Annotated in this window: 22 protein-coding genes and 1 pseudogene; 10 read left to right on the top strand and 13 right to left on the bottom strand. The window is 72.5% G+C overall.

What is annotated here, in order from left to right:
- Window positions 1-36 precede the first annotated feature (36 nt).
- Window positions 37-510, bottom strand: a complete 474-nt coding sequence (locus tag ACFYT9_RS22335; RefSeq protein ID WP_389166438.1) for a nitroreductase/quinone reductase family protein — start codon at window positions 508-510, stop codon at window positions 37-39.
- Window positions 510-1688, bottom strand: a complete 1179-nt coding sequence (locus tag ACFYT9_RS22330; RefSeq protein ID WP_387273420.1) for an acyl-CoA dehydrogenase family protein — start codon at window positions 1686-1688, stop codon at window positions 510-512. The genes ACFYT9_RS22335 and ACFYT9_RS22330 overlap by 1 nt, the downstream gene beginning before the upstream one ends.
- 106 nt (window positions 1689-1794) lie before the next feature.
- On the opposite strand from ACFYT9_RS22330, the gene ACFYT9_RS22325 reads away from it, so the two are divergent.
- Both ACFYT9_RS22325 and ACFYT9_RS22320 read left to right on the top strand, forming a co-directional pair.
- Window positions 1795-2970, top strand: coding sequence for an acetyl-CoA acetyltransferase (locus ACFYT9_RS22325; RefSeq protein ID WP_389166435.1), 1176 nt, complete (start codon window positions 1795-1797; stop codon window positions 2968-2970).
- 181 nt (window positions 2971-3151) lie between these two features.
- Window positions 3152-3814, top strand: coding sequence for a pyridoxal 5'-phosphate synthase (locus ACFYT9_RS22320; RefSeq protein WP_389166432.1), 663 nt, complete (start codon window positions 3152-3154; stop codon window positions 3812-3814).
- 73 nt (window positions 3815-3887) lie between these two features.
- Here ACFYT9_RS22320 and ACFYT9_RS22315 read toward each other — a convergent pair whose 3' ends face one another.
- From ACFYT9_RS22315 to ACFYT9_RS22300, 4 genes are all read right to left on the bottom strand, one after another.
- A complete protein-coding gene (locus ACFYT9_RS22315) occupies window positions 3888-5750 on the bottom strand; it encodes an AMP-dependent synthetase/ligase (RefSeq protein ID WP_389166429.1) in 1863 nt (620 codons plus the stop codon).
- A gap of 192 nt (window positions 5751-5942) precedes the next feature.
- Window positions 5943-6560, bottom strand: coding sequence for a TetR/AcrR family transcriptional regulator (locus tag ACFYT9_RS22310; protein ID WP_376601424.1), 618 nt, complete (start codon window positions 6558-6560; stop codon window positions 5943-5945).
- A gap of 122 nt (window positions 6561-6682) precedes the next feature.
- The gene (locus tag ACFYT9_RS22305) at window positions 6683-8017 is read right to left on the bottom strand and encodes a dicarboxylate/amino acid:cation symporter (RefSeq protein ID WP_389166426.1); all 1335 of its coding nucleotides are present in this window, start codon (window positions 8015-8017) and stop codon (window positions 6683-6685) included.
- Window positions 8018-8382: 365 nt separating this feature from the next.
- The gene (locus ACFYT9_RS22300; RefSeq protein ID WP_387273408.1) at window positions 8383-8649 is read right to left on the bottom strand and encodes a DUF4229 domain-containing protein; all 267 of its coding nucleotides are present in this window, start codon (window positions 8647-8649) and stop codon (window positions 8383-8385) included.
- Between the two features lie 155 nt (window positions 8650-8804).
- Between ACFYT9_RS22300 and ACFYT9_RS22295 the strand changes: the two genes are divergently transcribed.
- Complete coding sequence (locus tag ACFYT9_RS22295) at window positions 8805-9338, top strand: GNAT family N-acetyltransferase (RefSeq protein ID WP_389166423.1); 534 nt, start codon at window positions 8805-8807, stop codon at window positions 9336-9338.
- A 118-nt stretch (window positions 9339-9456) separates the two neighbouring features.
- Here ACFYT9_RS22295 and mqnE read toward each other — a convergent pair whose 3' ends face one another.
- Together mqnE and ACFYT9_RS22285 are read right to left on the bottom strand one after the other, a co-directional pair.
- Complete coding sequence (mqnE, locus tag ACFYT9_RS22290; protein ID WP_389166420.1) at window positions 9457-10620, bottom strand: aminofutalosine synthase MqnE; 1164 nt, start codon at window positions 10618-10620, stop codon at window positions 9457-9459.
- A gap of 91 nt (window positions 10621-10711) precedes the next feature.
- Window positions 10712-11167, bottom strand: coding sequence for an Lrp/AsnC family transcriptional regulator (locus ACFYT9_RS22285; RefSeq protein ID WP_365717696.1), 456 nt, complete (start codon window positions 11165-11167; stop codon window positions 10712-10714).
- 124 nt (window positions 11168-11291) lie between these two features.
- Here ACFYT9_RS22285 and ACFYT9_RS22280 point away from each other — a divergent pair, with 124 nt between their 5' ends.
- On the top strand, window positions 11292-11417 hold the full coding sequence (locus tag ACFYT9_RS22280) for a hypothetical protein (protein WP_360313107.1): 126 nt from the start codon (window positions 11292-11294) through the stop codon (window positions 11415-11417).
- On the opposite strand, the gene ACFYT9_RS22275 is transcribed toward ACFYT9_RS22280, so the two are convergent.
- Window positions 11414-12106 carry a UbiX family flavin prenyltransferase gene (locus ACFYT9_RS22275; protein WP_376603591.1) on the bottom strand — a complete coding sequence of 231 codons (693 nt, stop codon included), beginning with the start codon at window positions 12104-12106 and terminating at the stop codon, window positions 11414-11416. The two genes, ACFYT9_RS22280 and ACFYT9_RS22275, sit on opposite strands and share 4 nt — an antisense overlap.
- 95 nt (window positions 12107-12201) lie before the next feature.
- On the opposite strand from ACFYT9_RS22275, the gene ACFYT9_RS22270 reads away from it, so the two are divergent.
- A complete protein-coding gene (locus ACFYT9_RS22270) occupies window positions 12202-12828 on the top strand; it encodes a rhomboid family intramembrane serine protease (protein ID WP_389166417.1) in 627 nt (208 codons plus the stop codon).
- Between the two features lie 31 nt (window positions 12829-12859).
- Here ACFYT9_RS22270 and mqnP read toward each other — a convergent pair whose 3' ends face one another.
- Window positions 12860-13762: a menaquinone biosynthesis prenyltransferase MqnP gene (gene mqnP / locus ACFYT9_RS22265; RefSeq protein ID WP_376603595.1), complete on the bottom strand. Its 903-nt coding sequence runs from the start codon at window positions 13760-13762 to the stop codon at window positions 12860-12862.
- Window positions 13759-15216 carry a menaquinone biosynthesis decarboxylase gene (locus ACFYT9_RS22260; RefSeq protein ID WP_376603597.1) on the bottom strand — a complete coding sequence of 486 codons (1458 nt, stop codon included), beginning with the start codon at window positions 15214-15216 and terminating at the stop codon, window positions 13759-13761. The genes mqnP and ACFYT9_RS22260 overlap by 4 nt, the downstream gene beginning before the upstream one ends.
- A gap of 90 nt (window positions 15217-15306) precedes the next feature.
- Here ACFYT9_RS22260 and ACFYT9_RS22255 point away from each other — a divergent pair, with 90 nt between their 5' ends.
- Window positions 15307-15783 (top strand): PLDc N-terminal domain-containing protein, encoded by a 477-nt coding sequence (locus ACFYT9_RS22255; RefSeq protein ID WP_389166414.1) that lies wholly within the window; start codon window positions 15307-15309, stop codon window positions 15781-15783.
- A 196-nt stretch (window positions 15784-15979) separates the two neighbouring features.
- A complete protein-coding gene (locus ACFYT9_RS22250) occupies window positions 15980-16597 on the top strand; it encodes a flavodoxin family protein (RefSeq protein WP_389166412.1) in 618 nt (205 codons plus the stop codon).
- Between the two features lie 49 nt (window positions 16598-16646).
- Here the strand turns inward: ACFYT9_RS22250 and ACFYT9_RS22245 are convergent, their stop codons facing one another.
- Together ACFYT9_RS22245 and ACFYT9_RS22240 are read right to left on the bottom strand one after the other, a co-directional pair.
- Window positions 16647-16985: a hypothetical protein gene (locus ACFYT9_RS22245; protein WP_389166410.1), complete on the bottom strand. Its 339-nt coding sequence runs from the start codon at window positions 16983-16985 to the stop codon at window positions 16647-16649.
- The gene (locus ACFYT9_RS22240; RefSeq protein ID WP_376596078.1) at window positions 16982-17140 is read right to left on the bottom strand and encodes a hypothetical protein; all 159 of its coding nucleotides are present in this window, start codon (window positions 17138-17140) and stop codon (window positions 16982-16984) included. Before ACFYT9_RS22240 ends, ACFYT9_RS22245 begins: the two co-directional genes overlap by 4 nt.
- Window positions 17141-17303: 163 nt before the next feature.
- On the opposite strand from ACFYT9_RS22240, the pseudogene ACFYT9_RS22235 reads away from it, so the two are divergent.
- From ACFYT9_RS22235 to ACFYT9_RS22225, 3 genes and pseudogenes are all read left to right on the top strand, one after another.
- Window positions 17304-17513 (top strand): annotated as a pseudogene (locus ACFYT9_RS22235) (GntR family transcriptional regulator); the annotation flags it as partial.
- 78 nt (window positions 17514-17591) lie between these two features.
- On the top strand, window positions 17592-18044 hold the full coding sequence (locus ACFYT9_RS22230; protein ID WP_389166751.1) for a nucleoside deaminase: 453 nt from the start codon (window positions 17592-17594) through the stop codon (window positions 18042-18044).
- On the top strand, window positions 18037-18945 hold the full coding sequence (locus tag ACFYT9_RS22225) for an isopenicillin N synthase family dioxygenase (protein WP_389166408.1): 909 nt from the start codon (window positions 18037-18039) through the stop codon (window positions 18943-18945). Before ACFYT9_RS22230 ends, ACFYT9_RS22225 begins: the two co-directional genes overlap by 8 nt.
- Window positions 18946-19016 lie beyond the last annotated feature (71 nt).

Genomic DNA, 19016 nt, shown 5'->3' with positions numbered 1-19016 from the left:
CCGGTGTGCGCCGTCCGGCGCGGGACCGGGTCCGTATCACCTGCGGGTCAGGCGGAAGAGCCGGATCTCCCGGTCGATCCTGGCCTGGTAGGAGGCGTAGGGCGGCCAGAAGGCGAGGGCGGCCTCCCAGGCGGCGGCCCGCTCGTCCCCCGTCAGCCGTTCGGCCCGTACGGGGATCGACTCCCCCTTCCAGCTGATCCGGACCTCCGGGTGGGCGAGCAGGTTGGCCGTCCAGGCGGGGTGGCCGGGGCGCCCGAAGTTGGAGCCGATGAGCAGCCAGGTCCCCCGGTCGGGCTCCGGCATGCAGGCGAGTGGTGTGGTGCGCTCCCGTCCGGTTCTCGCGCCCTTCGCGGTGAGGACGACGCCGGGCAGCATCTGGGTGCTGAGCAGCGTCTTTCCCCCGCTGAGCCGGTGGACGGCCTTGTCGAGGGCGGGGATGACGTGGGGGGCGACGCGGGCGAAGGTCCGGGTGGAGGAGACCTTCTGGACGAGTTTCACTCCGATGCGCATCAGGCGGCCGCCTCTCCGAGGAGTCCGGTGCGTTCGGCCGCGCGGGCGCGGAGGCGGCCGGCGGGCCCGAAGAGCAGCTCGTCGGCTGCGGCGCGGCGGAAGTAGGGGTGGGCGTCGTAGGCGGGTACGGATTCGCCCGCGGCGGCGCGGAGGGCTTCGAGGGCCTGGGCGAGGGCGAGGGGGCCGCTCTCGGGGCCGGGCCCGGGTTCGCGGGCGGCGCAGTAGGTGAGCGTCCGGGCGGCCTCGACCTGGACGTACAGGTCGGCGAGGCGGTACCGGGCGCTCGGCCGGGCGTCGTCGGTGGCGCCGGTGCGCAGGTGTCCGCGGGTGCGTTCCAGGGCGCCGCGGGCGGCTCCGACGGCCTCGGCGGCGAGGAGGACGGCGGCGGTGCGGCCGGCGGCGGCGAGGGCGCGGGTGATGTCGGCGGGGTCGGCGGGGTCCTCGCCGAGGAGGGCGGCGGGGACGTCGCGGAGCTGGACGCGGGCCGGGGAGCGGGTGGGGTCGAGGCCGGCGCGGCGGGTGCGGACGAGTCCGGGTCCGGCGTCGTCGGGGCGGACGAGGTAGAGGAGCGTACGGCTGCGGGCGAAGCCGCCGGTGTGGGCGGCGACGAGGAGGAGTCCGGCGCTGTGTCCGTCGAGGACCTGTTCGGCCTCGCCGTACAGGAGCCAGCCGTCGCCGCCGTCGGGGGCGGGGCGGGCCTGGACGCCGCCGGCGCGGCCGTCGCCGGACCAGGCGCCGGTGGTGTTGTCGCCGGTGAGCCCGAGGGCGTGGCCGAGGGAGCCGCCGGGGACGGCGAGCGCGCAGGTGAGGGTGGAGTCGGCGATGCGGGGCAGCAGCTCGGCGCGTTGCCCGGGGGTGCCGAGGGCGGCGACGAGGGGGGCGGTGAGGACGCTGGTGGCGAGGAGCGGGGAGGGGGCGAGGGCGCGGCCGGTCTCCTCGCAGGCGAGGGCGAGTTCCGGGGTGCCGCGGCCGGTGCCGCCGTACTCCTCGGGGAGGGCGAGGCGGGTGAGGCCGAGTTCGCCCGCCATGCGGGCCCAGAGGGCGGGGTCGTACCCCTGGGGGGCGGTGGTGTCGGCCGGGGGGCCGGTGTGCTGGTCGAGCAGGTCCCGCAGCGTGCGGCGGATCTCCCGCTGTTCCTCGGTGAGCGCGGCGGGGTCCGCGCCTTCGGCGGTGTCCATGAGGCTCCCTCCGTATCTGACGGTGCGTCATGCTAGGGCGGAGAAGGGACGGTTGCCCAGAGCGACGCGGGCTCCGATCGGACCGATCTGATGTACCGTCAGATTCATGACCGCTTCCACGCGCACCGCTCCCCCCGGCCGCCGCCGGGTCGCCGTCGCCGGCGTCGCGCTCTCCGACTGCGGCCGGGTCGACGAGGCCACCCCGTACGCCCTGCACGCCCAGGCCGCGCGCCGCGCCCTCGCCGACAGCGGCCTGGACCGCTCCCTCGTCGACGGACTCGCCTCCGCGGGACTCGGCACGCTCGCCCCCGTCGAGGTCGCCGAGTACCTGGGCCTGCGCCCCACCTGGGTGGACTCCACCGCCGTCGGCGGCGCCACCTGGGAGGTCATGGCCGCCCACGCCGCCGACGCCATCGCCGCCGGCCACGCCAACGCGGTGCTGCTGGTGTACGGCTCCACCGCCCGCGCCGACATCAAGGCCCGCCGCCGCACCTCGAACCTCTCCTTCGGCGCGCGCGGCCCGCTCCAGTTCGAGGTCCCCTACGGGCACACCCTCGTCGCCAAGTACGCGATGGCCGCCCGCCGCCACATGCACCGGTACGGCACCACCCCGGAGCAGCTCGCGGAGGTCGCCGTACGGGCCCGCGCCCACGCCTCCCGCAACCCCGAGGCCATGTTCCGGGAGCCGGTCACCACCGACGACGTCCTCTCCGGCCCGATGATCGCCGACCCCTTCACCAAGCTGCACTGCTGCATCCGCAGCGACGGAGGCTGCGCGGTGCTCCTGGTCGCCGAGGAGTACGTCCCCGACACCGCGAAGGCCCCCGTCTGGGTCCTCGGCACCGGCACCCACGTCTCGCACACCACCATGTCCGAGTGGGAGGACTTCACCGTCTCCCCCGCCGCCGTCGGCGGCCGCCTCGCCCTGGAACGCGCCGGCGTCACCCCCGCCGACATCGACGTCGCCGAGCTCTACGACGCCTTCACCTACATGACCCTGGTGACCCTGGAGGACCTCGGCTTCTGCCCCAAGGGCGAGGGCGGGGCCTACTTCGCCGAGAAGGACGCCGTGCCGGTCAACACCGACGGCGGCGGCCTCTCCGCCTGCCACCCCGGCATGCGCGGCCTCTTCCTCCTCGTCGAAGCCGTCCGCCAGCTCCGCGGCGAGGCCCCCGGCCTCCAGGTCCGCCGCCCCGACGGCTCCCTCCCCCGCCTGGCCCTGGCCTCCGGCACCGGCGGCTGGTTCTGCTCCTCGGGCACGGTCGTCCTGGGCCGCGACTGAAGGGTGTTGCGGGAAGCCCGCCCGGCCCCGCCCCTCGCCCCCGGCAGCGGTCCGCCCCCCAGCGCGCTCAGCGGCCCCCGGAGGACCCGCGGCTCCGGCGCCCTCCCGACGCGCTCACCGCCCCCGCCGGGCCCGAGGGCCCGCCGACCGCGTGTCCGGCCGCCCGTCCTACCCTCGCCCCATGAGCGACTTCCACCACGCCCTGCGCTCGCTGCGCGTCTGGGGCACCGAGCTGCCCGCGTTCGACCCGGACACCGCGCCGGCCGAACCGCTCCCCCTCTTCCACACGTGGTTCCTGGCCGCCGTGGCCGCCGGCCAGACCGAGCCGCACACGCTGTCGCTCGCCACCGCCGGCGAGGACGGGCGGCCCGACGTGCGGACCGTGATGCTGCACGACGCCGACGCCCGCGGCTGGCACTTCGCCACGCACGCGACCAGCGCCAAGGGGCGCCAGCTCGCCGCCCGCCCCGAGGCCGCGCTCGGCTTCTACTGGCCGGTCCAGGGGCGCCAGGTCCGGATCCGGGGCCGCGTCACCACCGCGAGCCACGAGGAGGCGTACGCGGACCTGCACGCCCGCACCACCGGGGCCCTCGCCGCCGCCCTCACCGGCCGCCAGAGCGAACTCCTCGACTCCCCGGAGACCCTCGCGGAGGCGAGCGCCGCGGCCTGGCGCCGCGCCGAGGCCGAGCCGGACGCCGACGCCCCCACCTGGACCCTCTACGTCGTCGAACCGGCCGAGGTCGAGTTCTTCCAGGGCGACGCCCGCCGCCGCCACCTCCGCCTCCGCTACCGCCGCGACCCCGCCGCCCCCGCCGGCTGGGCCAGGGAGCTGCTCTGGCCCTGAGGGCGCACCGTGGAGAGGGAGGGGGGAGAGCGGTGCGGGAGCCGGGGTGCCGGACGGCACGGCCCGGCGCCCCTCACTCGTACTCCTCCGCGTGCTCCGGCCCGTACATCTCCTCGATCTCCCGCGCGAAGTCCCGCAGCACCGCGCGCCGCCGCAGCTTCAGCGACGGCGTGAGGTGCCCCGAGGTCTCGGAGAACTCGGTGGTCAGCACGCGGAAGGCGCGGATCGACTCGGCCCGCGAGACCAGCCGGTTCGCGTCGTCCACCGCCTTGCGCACCACCGCGAGCAGCTCCTCGTCCCGGGTCAGCTCCCACAGCGCCAGATGGTCCTTCTGACGCATCCGCCGCCAGTGGGCGAGCCCCTCGTGGTCCAGGGTGATCAGCGCGGAGACGTACGGCCGGTTGTCGCCGACCACCATGCACTGGGCGACCAGCGGATGGGCCCGCAGCCAGTCCTCCAGCGGCGCCGGTGCCACGTTCTTGCCCGCCGAGGTGATCAGGAGGTCCTTCTTGCGGCCGGTGATGGTGAGGTAGCCGTCCTCGTCGAGCGAGCCGAGGTCCCCCGTGGGGAACCAGCCCCCGTCCGTGTACGGCACGGCCGAGCCGCGCTGCGCGTCCCAGTAGCCGGCGAAGACGTGCGCCCCGCGCAGCCACACCTCCCCGTCGGCCGCGATCCGCACCCCCGTGCCGGGCAGCGGCAGCCCCACCGTGCCGGTGCGCGGCGCGAGCGGCGGGGTGACCGTCGACGCCGCCGTGGTCTCCGTCAGGCCGTACCCCTCGAAGACCTCGACCCCCGCGCCCCGGAAGAACTCCGCGAGCCGCACCCCCAGCGGCGAACCGCCGCAGATCACGTACCGCACCCGCCCGCCCAGCGCCGCCCGGATCCGCCGGTAGACCAGCGGGTCGTACAGGGCGCGCGCGGCCCGCACCGACAGCGAGGGCTCCTCGCTCTGCCCGAAGCGGCGGGCGGCGCGGGCGGCCCGGTCGAAGGCGGCGCCCTTCCCGGCCCGTTCGGCGGTGGCCCGGGCACGGTTGTAGACCTTCTCCATCACGAAGGGGATGGCCAGGAGGAAGGTGGGCCGGAAGGAGGCCAGGTCGTCGAGGAGCGCGTCGCCCTCCACCGACGGCGCGTGCCCGACCCGGACCCGCGCCCGGACGCAGCCGATCGCCACCATCCGCCCGAAGACGTGCGAGAGCGGCAGGAAGAGCAGGGTGGACGGCGGCTCGGCGCCCTCGGGGGCGAAGACCGGGTGGAGGAGCTTCACCGCGTTGTCGACCTCGGCGAAGAAGTTGGCGTGGGTGAGGGCGCAGCCCTTGGGCCGGCCGGTGGTGCCGGAGGTGTAGACGAGGGTGGCGAGCGCGTCCGGGGTGAGCAGCCCCCGCCGGGCGGTCACCGTCTCGTCCGGCACCCGCGCCCCCGCCTTCCGCAGCTGCTCCACCGCCCCGGCGTCGAGGACCCACAGGTGGGTGAGGCCGGGCAGTTGGCGGCGCTCGGCGGAGACCGTGCGCGCCTGCCCGGCGTCCTCGACGACGCAAGCGACGGCGCCGGAGTCCTGGAGGATCCAGCGGGTCTGGAAGGCGGAGGAGGTGGGGTAGACGGGGACGGTGACGAGCCCGGCGGCCCAGGCGGCGAAGTCGAGGAGCGTCCACTCGTAGGTCGTCCGGGCCATCAGCGCGAGCCGGTCGCCGGGGCGCAGCCCGTGGGCGATCAGCCCCTTGGCGACGGCGTGCACCTCGGCGGCGAAGCGGGCGGCGGTGACGTCGCGCCAGCCGCCCTCCTCGTCCTTCCGGGAGAAGACGACGTCGTCGGGGGCCTGGCGGGCGTTGTCGTACGGGAGGTCGGCGAGCGAGCCGCGGTCCACCCGGGGCACGAGGGCCGGGGCGGACACCTCCCGCACCCGGCCGTCGACGCGGATGAGGGCGAGGTCGGTCGGCACGGGCGGCTCCTCGGTCTGCGCGCTGGACGAGATTCGTACGTCGTGGAGCGGAAGTGCGGCCGTGCGGAGGTGCGTCGGGCATACGGAGGTGCGGCCGCGCAGAGGTGCGGAAGTGCGGAGGTGCGTCGGGCATGCGGAGCCACGGAGGGCCGGCAAGCATGACCGGCGGGTAACCTTACTGTGCGGTAAGGCTCAACGGGGAGACCAGCGTTCGTTTTTCATGAGGTTCCCGAGTCCGGACCAGGCGAAGTTCATCAGCGTGGCCGCCGCCTCCCGCGCCGTCACCCCGGACGTCTCGTTGGCCCAGGTCGCCAGGGACTCCGCCGACCCCACCAGGGCCTGCGCCAGGGCGGCCACGTCCCGCTCACCGATGACGACCGGCCCCCGGGCCTCCCGCGCCGCCTCCCCGATCAGGCCGGTCACGAAGTCGGCGATCTCCTCCCGCATCCGCGCCGCCTCGGTCGCGAACGGCTCGCCCTGCGTCCGCGCGTGCCGGCTGAGCACCGCCCAGGCGTCCGGATGGTCGGCGGCGTGCCCGAAGAAGGCGAGCAGTCCCGCCCACAGCCGCTCGTCAGGCGGCGCCGACGCGTCGGCCACGACCTCGGCGACCGCCGCGAGCAGCGCCTGGGCCTCCCGCCGGATGCACGCGGTGAAGAGGTCTTCCTTGGAGTTCAGGTACAGGTACACCAGCGGCTTCGACACCCCGGCCAGCTCGGCGATCTCGTCCATCGACGCCGCCTGGTACCCCTGCCGGGCGAAGCACGCCACGGCGGCGTCCATCATCTGGCGCTCCCGCACGGCCCGCGGCAGTCTCCTGGTCCCCGCCACGCCTCTGTCCGCCCCGCTTCCGAGATCCACTGTTTCGCCCGCGAAAAGCCTACGTGCCCCCCGCCCGGACGGGGGCGAGGGGCACGGCGGTGTACCGGGAGGGGTCAGGCCGCGGTCGCGACCGCCTTCTCCGGGGCGGCCTCGCGGGTGTCCTCGGGGCCGTCGATCGGGGACGCCGAGGCGTTCTCGTACGCGGTGAGGTCGAGGATCTTCTCGCGGGCGGAGACGATCACCGGGACCAGCGCCTGGCCGGCGACGTTGGTGGCGGTCCGGATCATGTCGAGGATCGGGTCGATCGCCATGAGGAGGCCGACGCCCTCCAGCGGGAGGCCCAGGGTGGAGAGGGTCAGCGTCAGCATGACCGTCGCGCCGGTGAGACCGGCGGTGGCGGCCGAGCCGATCACCGAGACGAAGGCGATGAGCAGGTACTCCTTGATGCCCAGCTGGACGTCGAAGATCTGCGCGATGAAGATCGCGGCGAGCGCCGGGTAGATCGCGGCGCAGCCGTCCATCTTGGTCGTGGCGCCGAACGGGACGGCGAAGGAGGCGTACTCCTTCGGGACGCCGAGGCGCTCGGTGACCTTCTGGGTGACCGGCATGGTGCCGACCGAGGAGCGGGAGACGAAGGCCAGCTGGATGGCGGGCCAGGCGCCCTTGAAGAACTGGAGCGGGTTGACCTTGGCGACCGTGGCGAGCAGCAGCGGGTAGACGCCGAAGAGGACCAGGGCGCAGCCGATGTAGACGTCGGCGGTGAAGGTCGCGTACTTGCCGAGCAGGTCCCAGCCGTAGTTGACGATCGCCTTGCCGATGAGGCCGGCGGTGCCGATCGGGGCGAGGCGGATGACCCACCACAGGGCCTTCTGGAGCAGCTCCAGGATCGACTCGGAGAGGGAGAGGATCGGCTGGGCCTTCTCGCCGAGCTGGAGGGCGGCGATGCCGGCGACGGCGGCCATGAAGACGATCTGGAGGACGTTCAGCTCGGTGAAGGGCGTGATGACGTCCGTCGGGATGATGCCGGTGAGGAAGTCGATCCAGCTGCCCTGGCCCTCGGGGGCCTTGCCGTCGGCCGGGGTGAGGCCGGTGCCGGCGCCGGGGTTGGTGAGCAGGCCGATCGTGATGCCGATGGCCACGGCGACGAGCGAGGTGATCATGAACCAGAGGAGGGTCTGCGCGGCGAGGCGGGCCGCGTTGTTGACCTTCCGGAGGTTGGTGATCGAGACCAGGATCGCGAAGAAGACGAGCGGCGCGACGGCCAGCTTGAGCAGCTGGACGAAGATGCCGCCGACCTGGATCAGCGTCTCCTTGAGCCAGGAGACGTCCTGGCTGCGGGCGATCCAGCCGAGCAGGACGCCCAGCACGAGACCGGCGACGATCTGGGCCCAGAAGGGGAACTTCGGTATCCGGGACGAGGGCTTGGCCTCGGTGGCGGACGCGGACACGGGCACTCCACAGGTACGTATCGGGGAATACGGGGACGGGGGTGCGGCACACACGCGTTTTCACGCGGGCCGCTGCATGATGCCGGATCAGAGCACGCGACAACAGGCCGCGGACATACAGCGGCAGAGATCGACGTGCAGGCGCGCCACGAGCGGGATGCCCGGGGCGTCGGAGAGGCGCACTGCTGTCGTCATGGCCGACACGTTAACACTTGAACTTTGAGAACCTCAAAGCTGTTCTTTGAGATCGACTTCCGGACACCCCCGCCCGGAACGTACAACACCCCTGGTGGGAGCCGTGAAGCTCACACCAGGGGTGCAGGATCTGTGAGGAACCTTACGCGGTCCCTACACGGCGGGGCGGCTCAGAGCGCGTCCTCGCGGGTGCGGTTGTCGTGGAGGCGGCCCTTGGCGCGGTCGACCTTCTCGACGATGCCGGCGCTCATGCTGTCGCGCTGCTTGCGGAGCAGGACGAAGCTCAGGGGGGCAGAGACGACGACGGAGAGGAGGAGGACCCACAGGAGGTTGGAGTCGCCGAGGCCGCGCGGCAGCGCGCCGACGTAGACGAGGCCCCACAGGGCGAGGAAGCACCCGGCGAAGATGCCGAGCCGCATCAGCGAGTAGCGGAGCATGACCCACTCTTTCGTTCCGAGGTTCCGAACCTTCCCATTACGGGACGAGCGCCCCCCAGTGAAGCACGGCGACGGGAACCCGCCGGAGGCGGGGCCGGGCCGAGCGCGGCCGAAATCCCTTGAGCCTCGCCGGGGGTAATAGTTACTATGGAGCTATGACCCTTACCTTTGAGGCCGACCCCGCTGTCGACCAGGCCCTGACCGACGGGATCCTCGCCCTCTGGACCGACGTCTCCAACGCGGGCGGCGCCGTCGGTTTCGTCCCGCCCGTCACCTCCGAGGAGATCCGCCCCTCCCTCATCCAGCACTTCGCCAACATGGCCAAGGGCACCCAGCGGCTGGTCGTCGGCCGGGGCGAGGACGGCGAGGTCGCCGCCACCGCCTTCATCAGCTTCAACAGCCACCGCCTGATGACCCACTGGGTGTGGCTGTACACCGTGATGGTCCACCCGAGGCACCAGGGCAAGGGGTACGGCCGCGACCTGATGGCGGCCGTCGAGCACACCGCCCGTACCGCCCCCGGCTTCGAGGCGATCGAGGCCATCCGGCTCGGCGTCCGCGGCGGCACCGGCGTCGACGGCTTCTACGCCAAGGCCGGCTACCAGGAGGTCGGCCGCGTCCCCGGCGCCATCCGCGTGGCCCCCGGCGACGACCGCGACGACATCACCATGGTGCTGCCGCTGACCTGAGCGCACGCGAGGAGGCCCGGCGGGGGCGTCCCCCACCGGGCCTCCTCGTCGTACGGAACCACTACAGGACCGGGACCCCTACGGGACCGGGACCCCTACGGGACCGGGACCACGGGACTCAGACCCGCATCGCCTGCGGCGTCTCGCGCCGGTCCGCGTCCGGGCCCGGGTACTCGCGGATGATCTCGTACCGGGTGTTCCGCTCGACCGGCCGGAAGCCGGCGTCGCGGATCAGCTCCAGCAGGTCGTCGCGGGTGAGCTTGTTCGGCGTGCCGTAGTTGTCGGCGTCGTGCGTGATCTTGTACTCGACCACCGAGCCGTCCATGTCGTCGGCGCCGTGCTGGAGCGCGAGCTGGGCGGTCTGGACGCCGTGCATGACCCAGAAGACCTTGACGTGCGGCACGTTGTCGAAGAGGAGCCGGGAGACCGCGAAGGTCTTCAGGGCCTCGGCACCGGTCGCCATCGTCGTCCGCGCCTGGAGCTTGTTGCGGACCTTGCCGTCCTGCATGTCCACGAAGTCGTGCTGGTAGCGCAGCGGGATGAAGACCTGGAAGCCGTTGGTCTCGTCCTGGAGCTCCCGCAGCCGCAGCACGTGGTCGACGCGGTGGCGCGGCTCCTCGATGTGCCCGTACAGCATCGTCGAGGGGGTCTTCAGGCCCTTGGAGTGCGCGAGCCGGTGGATCCGGGACCAGTCCTCCCAGTGGGTGCGGTGGTCCACGATGTGCTGCCGGACCTCCCAGTCGAAGATCTCGGCGCCGCCACCGGTCAGCGACTCCAGACCGGCCTCGATCAGCTCGTCGAGGATGTCGGAGGCCGACATCCCCGAGATCGTCTCGAAGTGGTGGATCTCGGTGGCGGTGAAGGCCTTCAGCGAGACGTTCGGCAGCGCCTTCTTCAGCTCGGAGAGCGAGCGCGGGTAGTACCGCCAGGGCAGGTTGGGGTGGAGCCCGTTGACGATGTGCAGCTCGGTGAGGTTCTCGTTCTCCATCGCCTTGGCGAGGCGGACGGCCTCCTCGATGCGCATCGTGTAGGCGTCCTTCTCGCCCGGCTTGCGCTGGAAGGAGCAGTAGGCGCAGGAGGCGGTGCAGACGTTGGTCATGTTCAGATGCCGGTTGACATTGAAGTGGACCACGTCGCCGTTCTTGCGGGTCCTGACCTCGTGGGCCAGCCCGCCGAGCCAGGCGAGGTCGTCGGAGTCGTAGAGGGCGATGCCGTCCTCGCGGCTCAGCCGCTCACCGGCGAGCACCTTCTGCTCCAGCTCCCGCTTGAGCCCAGCGTCCATCTCCGGCCGCCTCCCATATCTCCGTGAATCAGGCTCCGCCCACCGTACTCCCCCGCCCTCCGGGCGGGGGGACCGCCATTGCCGCTCCGCGTCAGTCCTCCTCGGGGAGGTCCCCGACCCGGTTCTCCCACTTGGTGGAGAGCACGATCGTGGTGCGCGTGCGGGAGACGCCCTTGGTCCCGCTGAGGCGGCGGATCGTCTTCTCCAGGCCGTCGACGTCGTTGGCGCGGACCTTGAGCATGAAGGAGTCGTCGCCGGCGATGAACCAGCAGTCCTCGATCTCGGCGAGGTCCTTCAGCCGGCGGGCCACGTCCTCGTGGTCGGCGGCGTCGGAGAGCGAGATGCCGATGAGGGCGGTGACGCCCAGACCGAGCGAGGCGGCGTCCACGGTGGCGCGGTAGCCCGTGATGACTCCGGCCGCCTCCAGGCGGTTGATGCGGTCGGTGACGGAGGGGCCGGAGAGCCCGACGAGCCGGCCCAGCTCGGCGTACGAGGCGCGGCCGTTCTCGCGCAGGGCCTGGATGAGTTGCCTGTCCACGGCGTCCATAGGTATACGACCTTCCATTGTCCAGCGATACCGCAAGTTTAGGTGTAGAATCTAAGGCATGCAGGGCCAACACCCTGCGAATCTTTCAGCAGATCAAAGACGATCTTTCAGGAGTGAGAACACCGTGTACACGATCGAGATGGCCTACGCCCGTATGCGCGAGCTGCAGGACCTGGCCAACCGCTCGCGTGCCCACCAGCCCACCGACGCCTCGAAGCGCGCCCGCAAGAAGGCCGCGAAGAAGCGCTAACCGGCACGGGGAACCCCCGGAGCTCCTCCTCCGAGTTCCCCCCGCCACCGGCGGTACAGCTCGTGCGGCACCCCTGCCGCGTCGAGCACCCGCCCCGCGACGAAGTCCACCAGATCCTGGATGTGCGTCGCCCCCGCGTAGAACGCCGGAGAGGCGGGCAGCACCACGGCGCCCGCCTCGTCCAGCGCCACCATCTGCTTCAGCGTCTGCCCGCTCAGCGGGGTCTCCCGCACCGCGACCACCAGCGGACGCCGCTCCTTGAGCGTCACGCTCGCCACCCGCTGCAAGAGGTCCTTCGACAGACCGAGCGCCACTCCCGCCACCGCGGCGGTCGAGGCCGGCACGATCAGCATCCCCTTCACCGGGTACGACCCCGAGGACGGCCCCGCCGCCAGGTCGCCGGCCGCCCAGTACCGCACGTCGCTCACGTCCACGCCGCCGTACGCGTCGGGCTTTCCGTCCGCCCCCCGCGCCAGCCACGCCGCCAGGTCCTCCCGCCAGTGCGCGTCCCGGAAGGCGATCCCCGTCTCGTCGAGCAGCGTGAGCCGCGAGGCCCGCGACACCACCAGATCGACGCTCTCCCCCGCGGCCAGCAGCCCCCTGAGCACGGAAGCGGCGTACGGCGTCCCCGACGCCCCGGACACCCCTACCACCCAGGGTCGACGCTGCTCACTGTTGTTCGGCTCCACGCCGCCGAGCCTATCCGGCGGGGCGGGACGGGCTGTCGGTAAGGTGCCCCCGACGTCTGCCGCAGGGGGCACACGCGACGCGCAGGGGGGCTGCGATGACCTGGAACGGAAGCGCGACCGGCGGCGGCTCGCGGATACCGCAGTGGAGTCGGGCCGACCGGGCGAAGGCCGCCGTCGGACTGATGGCCGGCTGGGTCGCGCTGCTGTGGGTCCTGGAGGCGGTCGACCTCGCCACCGGCGGCGCCCTCGACACGTACGGCATCACCCCGCGCGAGACCTCCGAGCTCGCGCACCTCGTGCCCGCCGCCTTCCTCCACTTCGACTTCGGCCACGTCGCCTCGAACAGCGTCCCACTGCTGGTCCTCGGCGTCCTCGCCGCACTCGGCGGGATCCGGCGCTTCCTCGGCGTCGTGGCGCTGATCGTGGTCGCCGACGGGCTCGGGGTCTGGCTCTTCTCCCCCTCGTACAGCAACACGGCCGGCGCCTCCGGCGTCGTCTTCGGCCTGTTCGGCTACCTCGTGACCCGCGGCTTCGTGAACCGGCGCCCGCTGGAGGTGGCCGTCGGCCTCGCGGTCGCCGCCCTGTGGGGCGGCACCATGCTCGCCGGCCTGGTCCCCCAGGCCGGCGTCAGCTGGGCGGCCCACCTCTTCGGACTGCTCGCGGGCGCGGGCGCGGCCTTCCTGCTGCGCCGCCGCCCGGGCCCGGCCGCGCTCCCGGCCTGAGCGCACGGGCCCCGGGGCCCGGGGCCCGGGGTCAGAGCGTCAGCCCGCGGACCAGCAGGTCGAGCAGGGCGCACACGAAGAGCGAGATCCCGATGAAGCCGTTGGTCGTGAAGAACGCCCGGTTCAGCCGCGACAGGTCGTGCGGCTTCACGATCGAGTGCTCGTAGCAGAAGGCCGCGACCACGATCACCAGGCCGGCCCAGAAGAAGATCCCCGCGTCGGTGGCCAGCGCGTACCAGACCAGCAGCCCCGTGGTGACGACCGCGGAGGCGCGGGCGCCCCACAGCGCCGCCGGGATGCCGAAGCGGGCCGGCACCGACATCACGCCGTGCGCCCGGTCCGCCTGCACGTCCTGGCAGGCGAAGATCAGGTCGAAGCCGCCGATCCAGATGCCGACCGCGAGGCCCAGGATCACCGCGTCCCAGGACCACTCGCCGGTCACCGCGAGCCAGGCGCCGATCGGGCCGATCGCCTGGGCGAGGCCGAGGATCGCGTGCGGGAAGTTCGTGAACCGCTTCCCGTACGGGTAGACGACCATCGGGATGACGGCCAGCGGCGCGAGCGCCAGGCAGAGCGGGTTCAGCAGCGCGGCCGCGCCGAGGAAGACGACGACCGCGATCCCGGCCCCGGTCCACGCCGACCGCACCGACACCGCGCCCGTGACCAGCTCCCGGCCCGCCGTGCGCGGATTGCGCGCGTCGATCTCCCGGTCGATGATCCGGTTGCAGGCCATCGCGAAGGTCCGCAGCCCCACCATGCACACCGTCACCAGGAACAGCGTCCACCAGTCGATCTTCCGGTCCAGCCGGAACATCGCGGTGAGCGAGGCGATGTAGGCGAAGGGCAGCGCGAAGACCGAGTGCTCGATCATCACGAGCCGCAGGAAGGCCTTGGTACGCCCCGGCTGCGCGCCCGGTACGGCCGCGGTGGTCACAGCCCGTACTCCTTCCAGCGGCGGTCCACCAGGGCCGCCGTCGCCGGGTCCGACTCCACCATGTCCGGCCAGCCGCCGTCCCGGGTGTAGCCCTCCTCCGGCAGCTTCTTCGTGGCGTCGATGCCCGCCTTGCCGCCCCAGAACTGCTGGTACGAGGAGTGGTCCAGGTGGTCCACCGGGCCCTCGACGACCGTCAGGTCACGGGCGTAGTCCGTGTTGCCGAGGGCCCGCCAGGACACCTCGTGCAGGTCGTGCACGTCGCAGTCCTTGTCGACCACGACGATCAGCTTGGTCAGCGACATCATGTGCGCGCCCCAGATGGCGTGCATGACCTTCTGCGCGTGCTTCGGGTACTTCTTGTCGATCGAGATGATCGCGCAGTTGTGGAAGCCGCCCGACTCCGGCAGGTGGTAGTCGACGATGTCCGGCACGATGATCTTGAGGAGCGGCAGGAAGAAACGCTCCGTCGCCCGGCCCAGCGGTCCGTCCTCGGTCGGCGGCCTGCCGACCACGATCGACTGGAGCAGCGGGCGCTTCCGCATGGTGACGCAGTCGATCTTCAGCGCGGGGAACGGTTCCTGCGGGGTGTAGAAGCCGGTGTGGTCGCCGAAGGGGCCCTCCGGCAGCATCTCGCCCGGCTCCAGCCAGCCCTCGATGACGACCTCGGCGTTGGCCGGGACCTGGAGCGGCACGGTCTTGCAGTCGACCATCTCGATCCGCTTGCCCTGCACGAAGCCGGCGAAGAGGTACTCGTCGATGTCGCCGGGGAGCGGGGCGGTGGAGGCGTACGTGACGGCCGGCGGGCAGCCGAAGGCGATCGCGACCGGCAGCCGCTCGCCGCGCTCGGCGGCGACCGCGTAGTGGTTCCGGCTGTCCTTGTGGATCTGCCAGTGCATGCCGATGGTGCGCTTGTCGTGGCGCTGGAGCCGGTAGAGCCCCAGGTTCCGCACGCCGGTCTCCGGGTGCTTGGTGTGGGTGAGGCCCAGGTTGAAGAAGGAGCCGCCGTCCTTGGGCCAGGTGAAGAGCGCGGGCAGCTTGTCCAGGTCGACGTCGTCGCCGGTGAGGACGACCTCCTGCACGGGCGCGTCCGAGGACTTCACCTTCTTCGGCGGCACGTGGACCATCGAGCCGAGCTTGCCGAAGGCCTCCCGGACGCCGACGAAGCCGTGCGGAAGCTCGGGCTTGAGCAGCCCGCCGATCTTCTCGCTGATCTCCTCGTACGACTTCAGGCCGAGGGCCTTGAGGAGCCGGCGGTCGGTGCCGAACACGTTCATCGCGAGCGGCATGGCGGAGCCCTTCACGTTCTCGAAGAGAAGCGCGGGCCCTCCTGCCTTGTTCACCCGGTCGACGATCTCCCCGACTTCCAGGTACGGATCGACTTCGGCCTTGATGCGCTTGAGGTCGCCCTCGCGCTCCAGCGCCCTGAGCAGCGAGCGGAGATCGTCGTAAGCCATACGGGCAAGTATCGGTCACCGGCTACGCTGGAGGTGTCACCGGGGCCGACTCGACGCGCCCCCGCCACCGTTTCCAGGGGGCCGCTCCACATGCTCAGGGCACTGATGATCCTTCTGCCGCTGGCGCTGACGATCTACGCCTTCATCGACTGCCTGAACACTCCTGAGGACGAGATCAAGCACCTGCCCAAGGTCGCCTGGGTCATCATCATCCTGCTGTTCTGGGTGGTCGGCCCGGTGGTCTGGCTCGTCGCGGGCAAGAAGCGGCAGCCCGCCGGCGGCGGGTTCGGGGGCTTCGGCGGCCGGGGCGGCCGCGGGGGCGGCTGGGTGGCGCCGGACGACAACCCGGAGTTCCTGAAGTCCCTCTCCGAGGAGAAGCCCGCGAAGGCGGAGAAGCCGGAGACGCCGGAGACGCCGGCGACGCCGGAGAAGGCCGAGAAGGCCGAGACACCGGAGAAGAAGGACCAGGACGACGACGCCCTGTTCGAGGACTGGGAGGCGGACCTGCGCCGCCGCGAGGACGAGCCGAAGCGCCGCGAGGACGGCGAGGAGGAGAGGGGCGCGTGACGCCCGCCCCGCGCCGCGCCTCCGGGCGCGGCGCCTGACGGAGCCGCCGCTCCTGGAGTACGTCCGCCACCCCTGCCGCAGCGCTCGCGGGGTCGCGTTCGGAAAAAATGATGGGCGCGGGCGGAATACCCGCGTGCGAGGGCTAGTTGGCAGGGGAAACAGCCCGCCCGCGCACGTCCACGAACCAGGAGCCCCCATGTCATCCGACGCGACCCCCGGCTCGGACCGCTCGTTCCTCTTCGTCCTCGGCAGCTCACGCGCCGACGGCAACTCCGAGCTGCTGGCCCGCGAGGCCGCCGCGCACCTGCCGGCCGGGGTCCGGCAGCACTGGGTGGATCTGAACCGGCTGGACCTGCCCGACTTCCAGGACGGCCGGCACGAGGCCGACCACCGGCCCGGCGGCGTCGAGGAGGAGCTGCTGCGGGCCACGGTGGAGGCCACCGACGTCGTGATCGTCTCCCCGCTGTACTGGTACAGCCTCTCCGCGCAGACCAAGCGCTACCTCGACTACTGGTCGGGCTGGCTGAACGTGCCGGACTCGGACTTCAAGGAGCGCATGGCGGGCGGCACCCTGTGGGGCGTCACGGTCATGTCCGACGACGACCACGCCGTCGCGGACGGCCTGGTCACCGGCCTGAGCCTGTCGGCGGCCTACCTGCGGATGCGCTTCGGCGGCGTCCTCACCGGCACGGGCTCCCGCCCCGGCCGGGTCCGCGCCGACGCCCGCGCGATGACCGACGCGAAGACCTTCTTCGAGCGCGAGGCCCCCTTCGCCCGCTTCCCGTACGAGGAGCCGGCGGGCGTGGGGGCGTAAGACGGACCACGCCACGGGCCGGGGCCGGGGCGGCTCGGGGCATGGCGCCTCACGGCTGTCCGCCGAGGTGGCACGCGCATCGGCACACGAGGTAGCGGACTCCCGGTACGCCGCTGTCGCGGGGCGCGTGGTCACGGCAGCGGTCGTGGCGGCCGACGACGCAGCGCGGTGAGCGGAACTCCGGCTCGGGTTCCGCTGCCGGGGCGCGGGCCGCCAAGGTCACGCTCACCGCGTCGGCGATCTCCGGCGTCACCCACCAGCCGTCCCCCGCGCGGTCGCGGTGCAGCCCGTCGTGGCCCACGTCGAGCACGCAGACCGAGCCGCCCCACACGGGCCGGACCGTCTCCGCGACGGCGTACACGGACCGCCGGGCCCCGCAGCGGCTCATCGGGCGACCCCGGCGTGGATGTTCCGCCGGTCGACGTCGACCCCGACCGTGGCCAGCCACAAGGTCCACCGGCGGCGCCGTGGCGCCGAGGGTACGAGCAGGAGGAGGAGCAGAGGCAGGAAGGGGATCAGGGCGTGCGCGATAAGGTTCTGCACGTCGTCAACTCCTTGGAAGTTGGTGGCCGCGCCCCGGGGCCGTTCCAGCGGTCGCCGGGGTTCTCGATGTGCTCATCAACCTAGTCCGCACTGCACCTTGCTACACAGTGATGCAGCTAGATCCATCCATACGTGTCTTAGTATGACTATCTAAGGTTGACGTATGAGCCTGGACCCGCAGTCGGGACGCCCGCTGTACATGCAACTGGCAGACGTGATCGCGGCAAAGATCGCGAGCGGTGAGTACGCCCCCGACCGGATGGTTCCGGCACCGGCTCGCCTCGCCGAGGAGTACGGCATCGCCGTACTCACCGCCCGCCGTGCCATACGGGAGCTGGCCAGACACGGGCTCGTCTACACCGTGCCGGGCAAGGGGTCCTACGTCACACCGGTCGGGGACACCGCCCAGCCCCCGGGTGATCCCGACGCCCCGCCGGGGAAGGCTCCCCGCATGGACCAAGAACTGGCCCGCCACTGGCTCCGCACCGCGCTCGACGAGGCGCGGGCCGGGCTCCGCGAGGGCGGGGTCCCGATCGGCGCCGCGCTCTACGGGGCGGACGGGACGCTGCTCGGGCGCGGGCACAACCGGCGCGTGCAGGACGGGGACCCGTCGGCGCACGCGGAGACCGACGCGTTCCGGAAGGCCGGGCGGCAGCGGTCGTACCGGGGGACGACCATGGTGACCACCCTGTCGCCGTGCTGGTACTGCTCCGGCCTCGTCCGGCAGTTCGGGATCTCGCGGGTGGTCGTCGGGGAGGCCGAGACCTTCCGCGGCGGGCACGACTGGCTGGCCGAACACGGCGTCGAGGTCGTCGTGCTGGACGACCCCGCGTGCGTCGGGCTGATGCGGGAGTTCGTCGCCGCCCGACCCGACCTGTGGAACGAGGACATCGGCCATGACTGAGGCACGGCTCCCCACCATCGACCTGGCCCGCGACCCGGGCCCGCAGCTGCCCGCCGTGGACCGCGCCCTGCGCGAGGCCGGGTTCCTGCTCGTCGCCGGGCACGGGGTGGACCCCGGGCTGCGCGGCGCCATCCGCGAGACGGCGCGGACCTTCTTCCACCTGTCGGCCGCCGCCAAGGAGCCGTACGCCGTACGGGTCGGCGGGCGCGGCTGGCTCGGGCCGGGCGCGGAGGCCAACGGGTACGCGGAGGGCACGGCGACGCCGCCGGACCTGAAGGAGTCGCTGTCCTTCGCGGCGGAGGAGCCGACCGGCGACCCCGCGGTGGACGCCGAGTGGTTCCTGCCGAACACCTGGCCCGCCCAGGTGCCCGGGCTGCGGCCGCTGGTGGAGACGTACCTCGCGGAGATGAAGGCGCTGTCCGACCGGGTGCTCGACCTGCTCGGGACGGCGCTCGGCGAGGAGCGCGACTTCTTCACCCGGCACACCGGGCACCCCACGTACGGCTTCAACATCAACTGGTACCCGGGGCGGGAGCGGACGGGGGTCCCGGAGCCGGGACAGTTCCGGATCGGTCCGCACACGGACTTCGGGACGGTGACCGTCCTGGACCGGCAGGCCGGCAAGGGCGGACTCCAGGTCTTCTCGGAGGCCGGCGGCTGGCAGGACGCGCCGTACGACCCCGACGCCTTCACCGTCAACATCGGCGATCTGATGGCGGGTTGGACCGGAGGGCGGTGGCGGTCCGGCCGGCACCGGGTGCTGCCGCCGCCGGCCGACGCGCCCGCCGAGGAGCTGATGTCGCTCGTGTACTTCTACGAGTGCGCGCCCGGGACGACGATCAACGGCATCGAGTCCCACGCCTATCTGCGGGACCGGCTCGACGCCATCGCCGCGGACTGACGCACCCCCACGACCGCTCCGCCACTCTCCGCAACAGGTCGACAACAGACTCGATTTCCCTCTCCAGTTCC

The sequence above is a fragment of the Streptomyces sp. NPDC004435 genome (assembly GCF_042873895.1).
Classification (GTDB): domain Bacteria; phylum Actinomycetota; class Actinomycetes; order Streptomycetales; family Streptomycetaceae; genus Streptomyces.
Note: the sequence above shows the minus strand (reverse complement) of the source record. Positions and strands in the feature narration are given on the sequence as shown.

What these genes read in the sequence shown, in the direction of transcription:
- ACFYT9_RS22335 (WP_389166438.1), bottom strand. Translation starts at nt 510, where the DNA reads ATGCGCATCGGAGTGAAACTCGTCCAGAAGGTCTCCTCCACCCGGACC.
- ACFYT9_RS22330 (WP_387273420.1), bottom strand. Translation starts at nt 1,688, where the DNA reads ATGGACACCGCCGAAGGCGCGGACCCCGCCGCGCTCACCGAGGAACAG.
- ACFYT9_RS22325 (WP_389166435.1), top strand. Translation starts at nt 1,795, where the DNA reads ATGACCGCTTCCACGCGCACCGCTCCCCCCGGCCGCCGCCGGGTCGCC.
- ACFYT9_RS22320 (WP_389166432.1), top strand. Translation starts at nt 3,152, where the DNA reads ATGAGCGACTTCCACCACGCCCTGCGCTCGCTGCGCGTCTGGGGCACC.
- ACFYT9_RS22300 (WP_387273408.1), bottom strand. Translation starts at nt 8,649, where the DNA reads ATGCTCCGCTACTCGCTGATGCGGCTCGGCATCTTCGCCGGGTGCTTC.
- ACFYT9_RS22295 (WP_389166423.1), top strand. Translation starts at nt 8,805, where the DNA reads ATGACCCTTACCTTTGAGGCCGACCCCGCTGTCGACCAGGCCCTGACC.
- mqnE (WP_389166420.1), bottom strand. Translation starts at nt 10,620, where the DNA reads ATGGACGCTGGGCTCAAGCGGGAGCTGGAGCAGAAGGTGCTCGCCGGT.
- ACFYT9_RS22285 (WP_365717696.1), bottom strand. Translation starts at nt 11,167, where the DNA reads ATGGACGCCGTGGACAGGCAACTCATCCAGGCCCTGCGCGAGAACGGC.
- ACFYT9_RS22270 (WP_389166417.1), top strand. Translation starts at nt 12,202, where the DNA reads ATGACCTGGAACGGAAGCGCGACCGGCGGCGGCTCGCGGATACCGCAG.
- ACFYT9_RS22260 (WP_376603597.1), bottom strand. Translation starts at nt 15,216, where the DNA reads ATGGCTTACGACGATCTCCGCTCGCTGCTCAGGGCGCTGGAGCGCGAG.
- ACFYT9_RS22255 (WP_389166414.1), top strand. Translation starts at nt 15,307, where the DNA reads ATGCTCAGGGCACTGATGATCCTTCTGCCGCTGGCGCTGACGATCTAC.
- ACFYT9_RS22250 (WP_389166412.1), top strand. Translation starts at nt 15,980, where the DNA reads ATGTCATCCGACGCGACCCCCGGCTCGGACCGCTCGTTCCTCTTCGTC.
- ACFYT9_RS22245 (WP_389166410.1), bottom strand. Translation starts at nt 16,985, where the DNA reads ATGAGCCGCTGCGGGGCCCGGCGGTCCGTGTACGCCGTCGCGGAGACG.
- ACFYT9_RS22230 (WP_389166751.1), top strand. Translation starts at nt 17,592, where the DNA reads ATGGACCAAGAACTGGCCCGCCACTGGCTCCGCACCGCGCTCGACGAG.
- ACFYT9_RS22225 (WP_389166408.1), top strand. Translation starts at nt 18,037, where the DNA reads ATGACTGAGGCACGGCTCCCCACCATCGACCTGGCCCGCGACCCGGGC.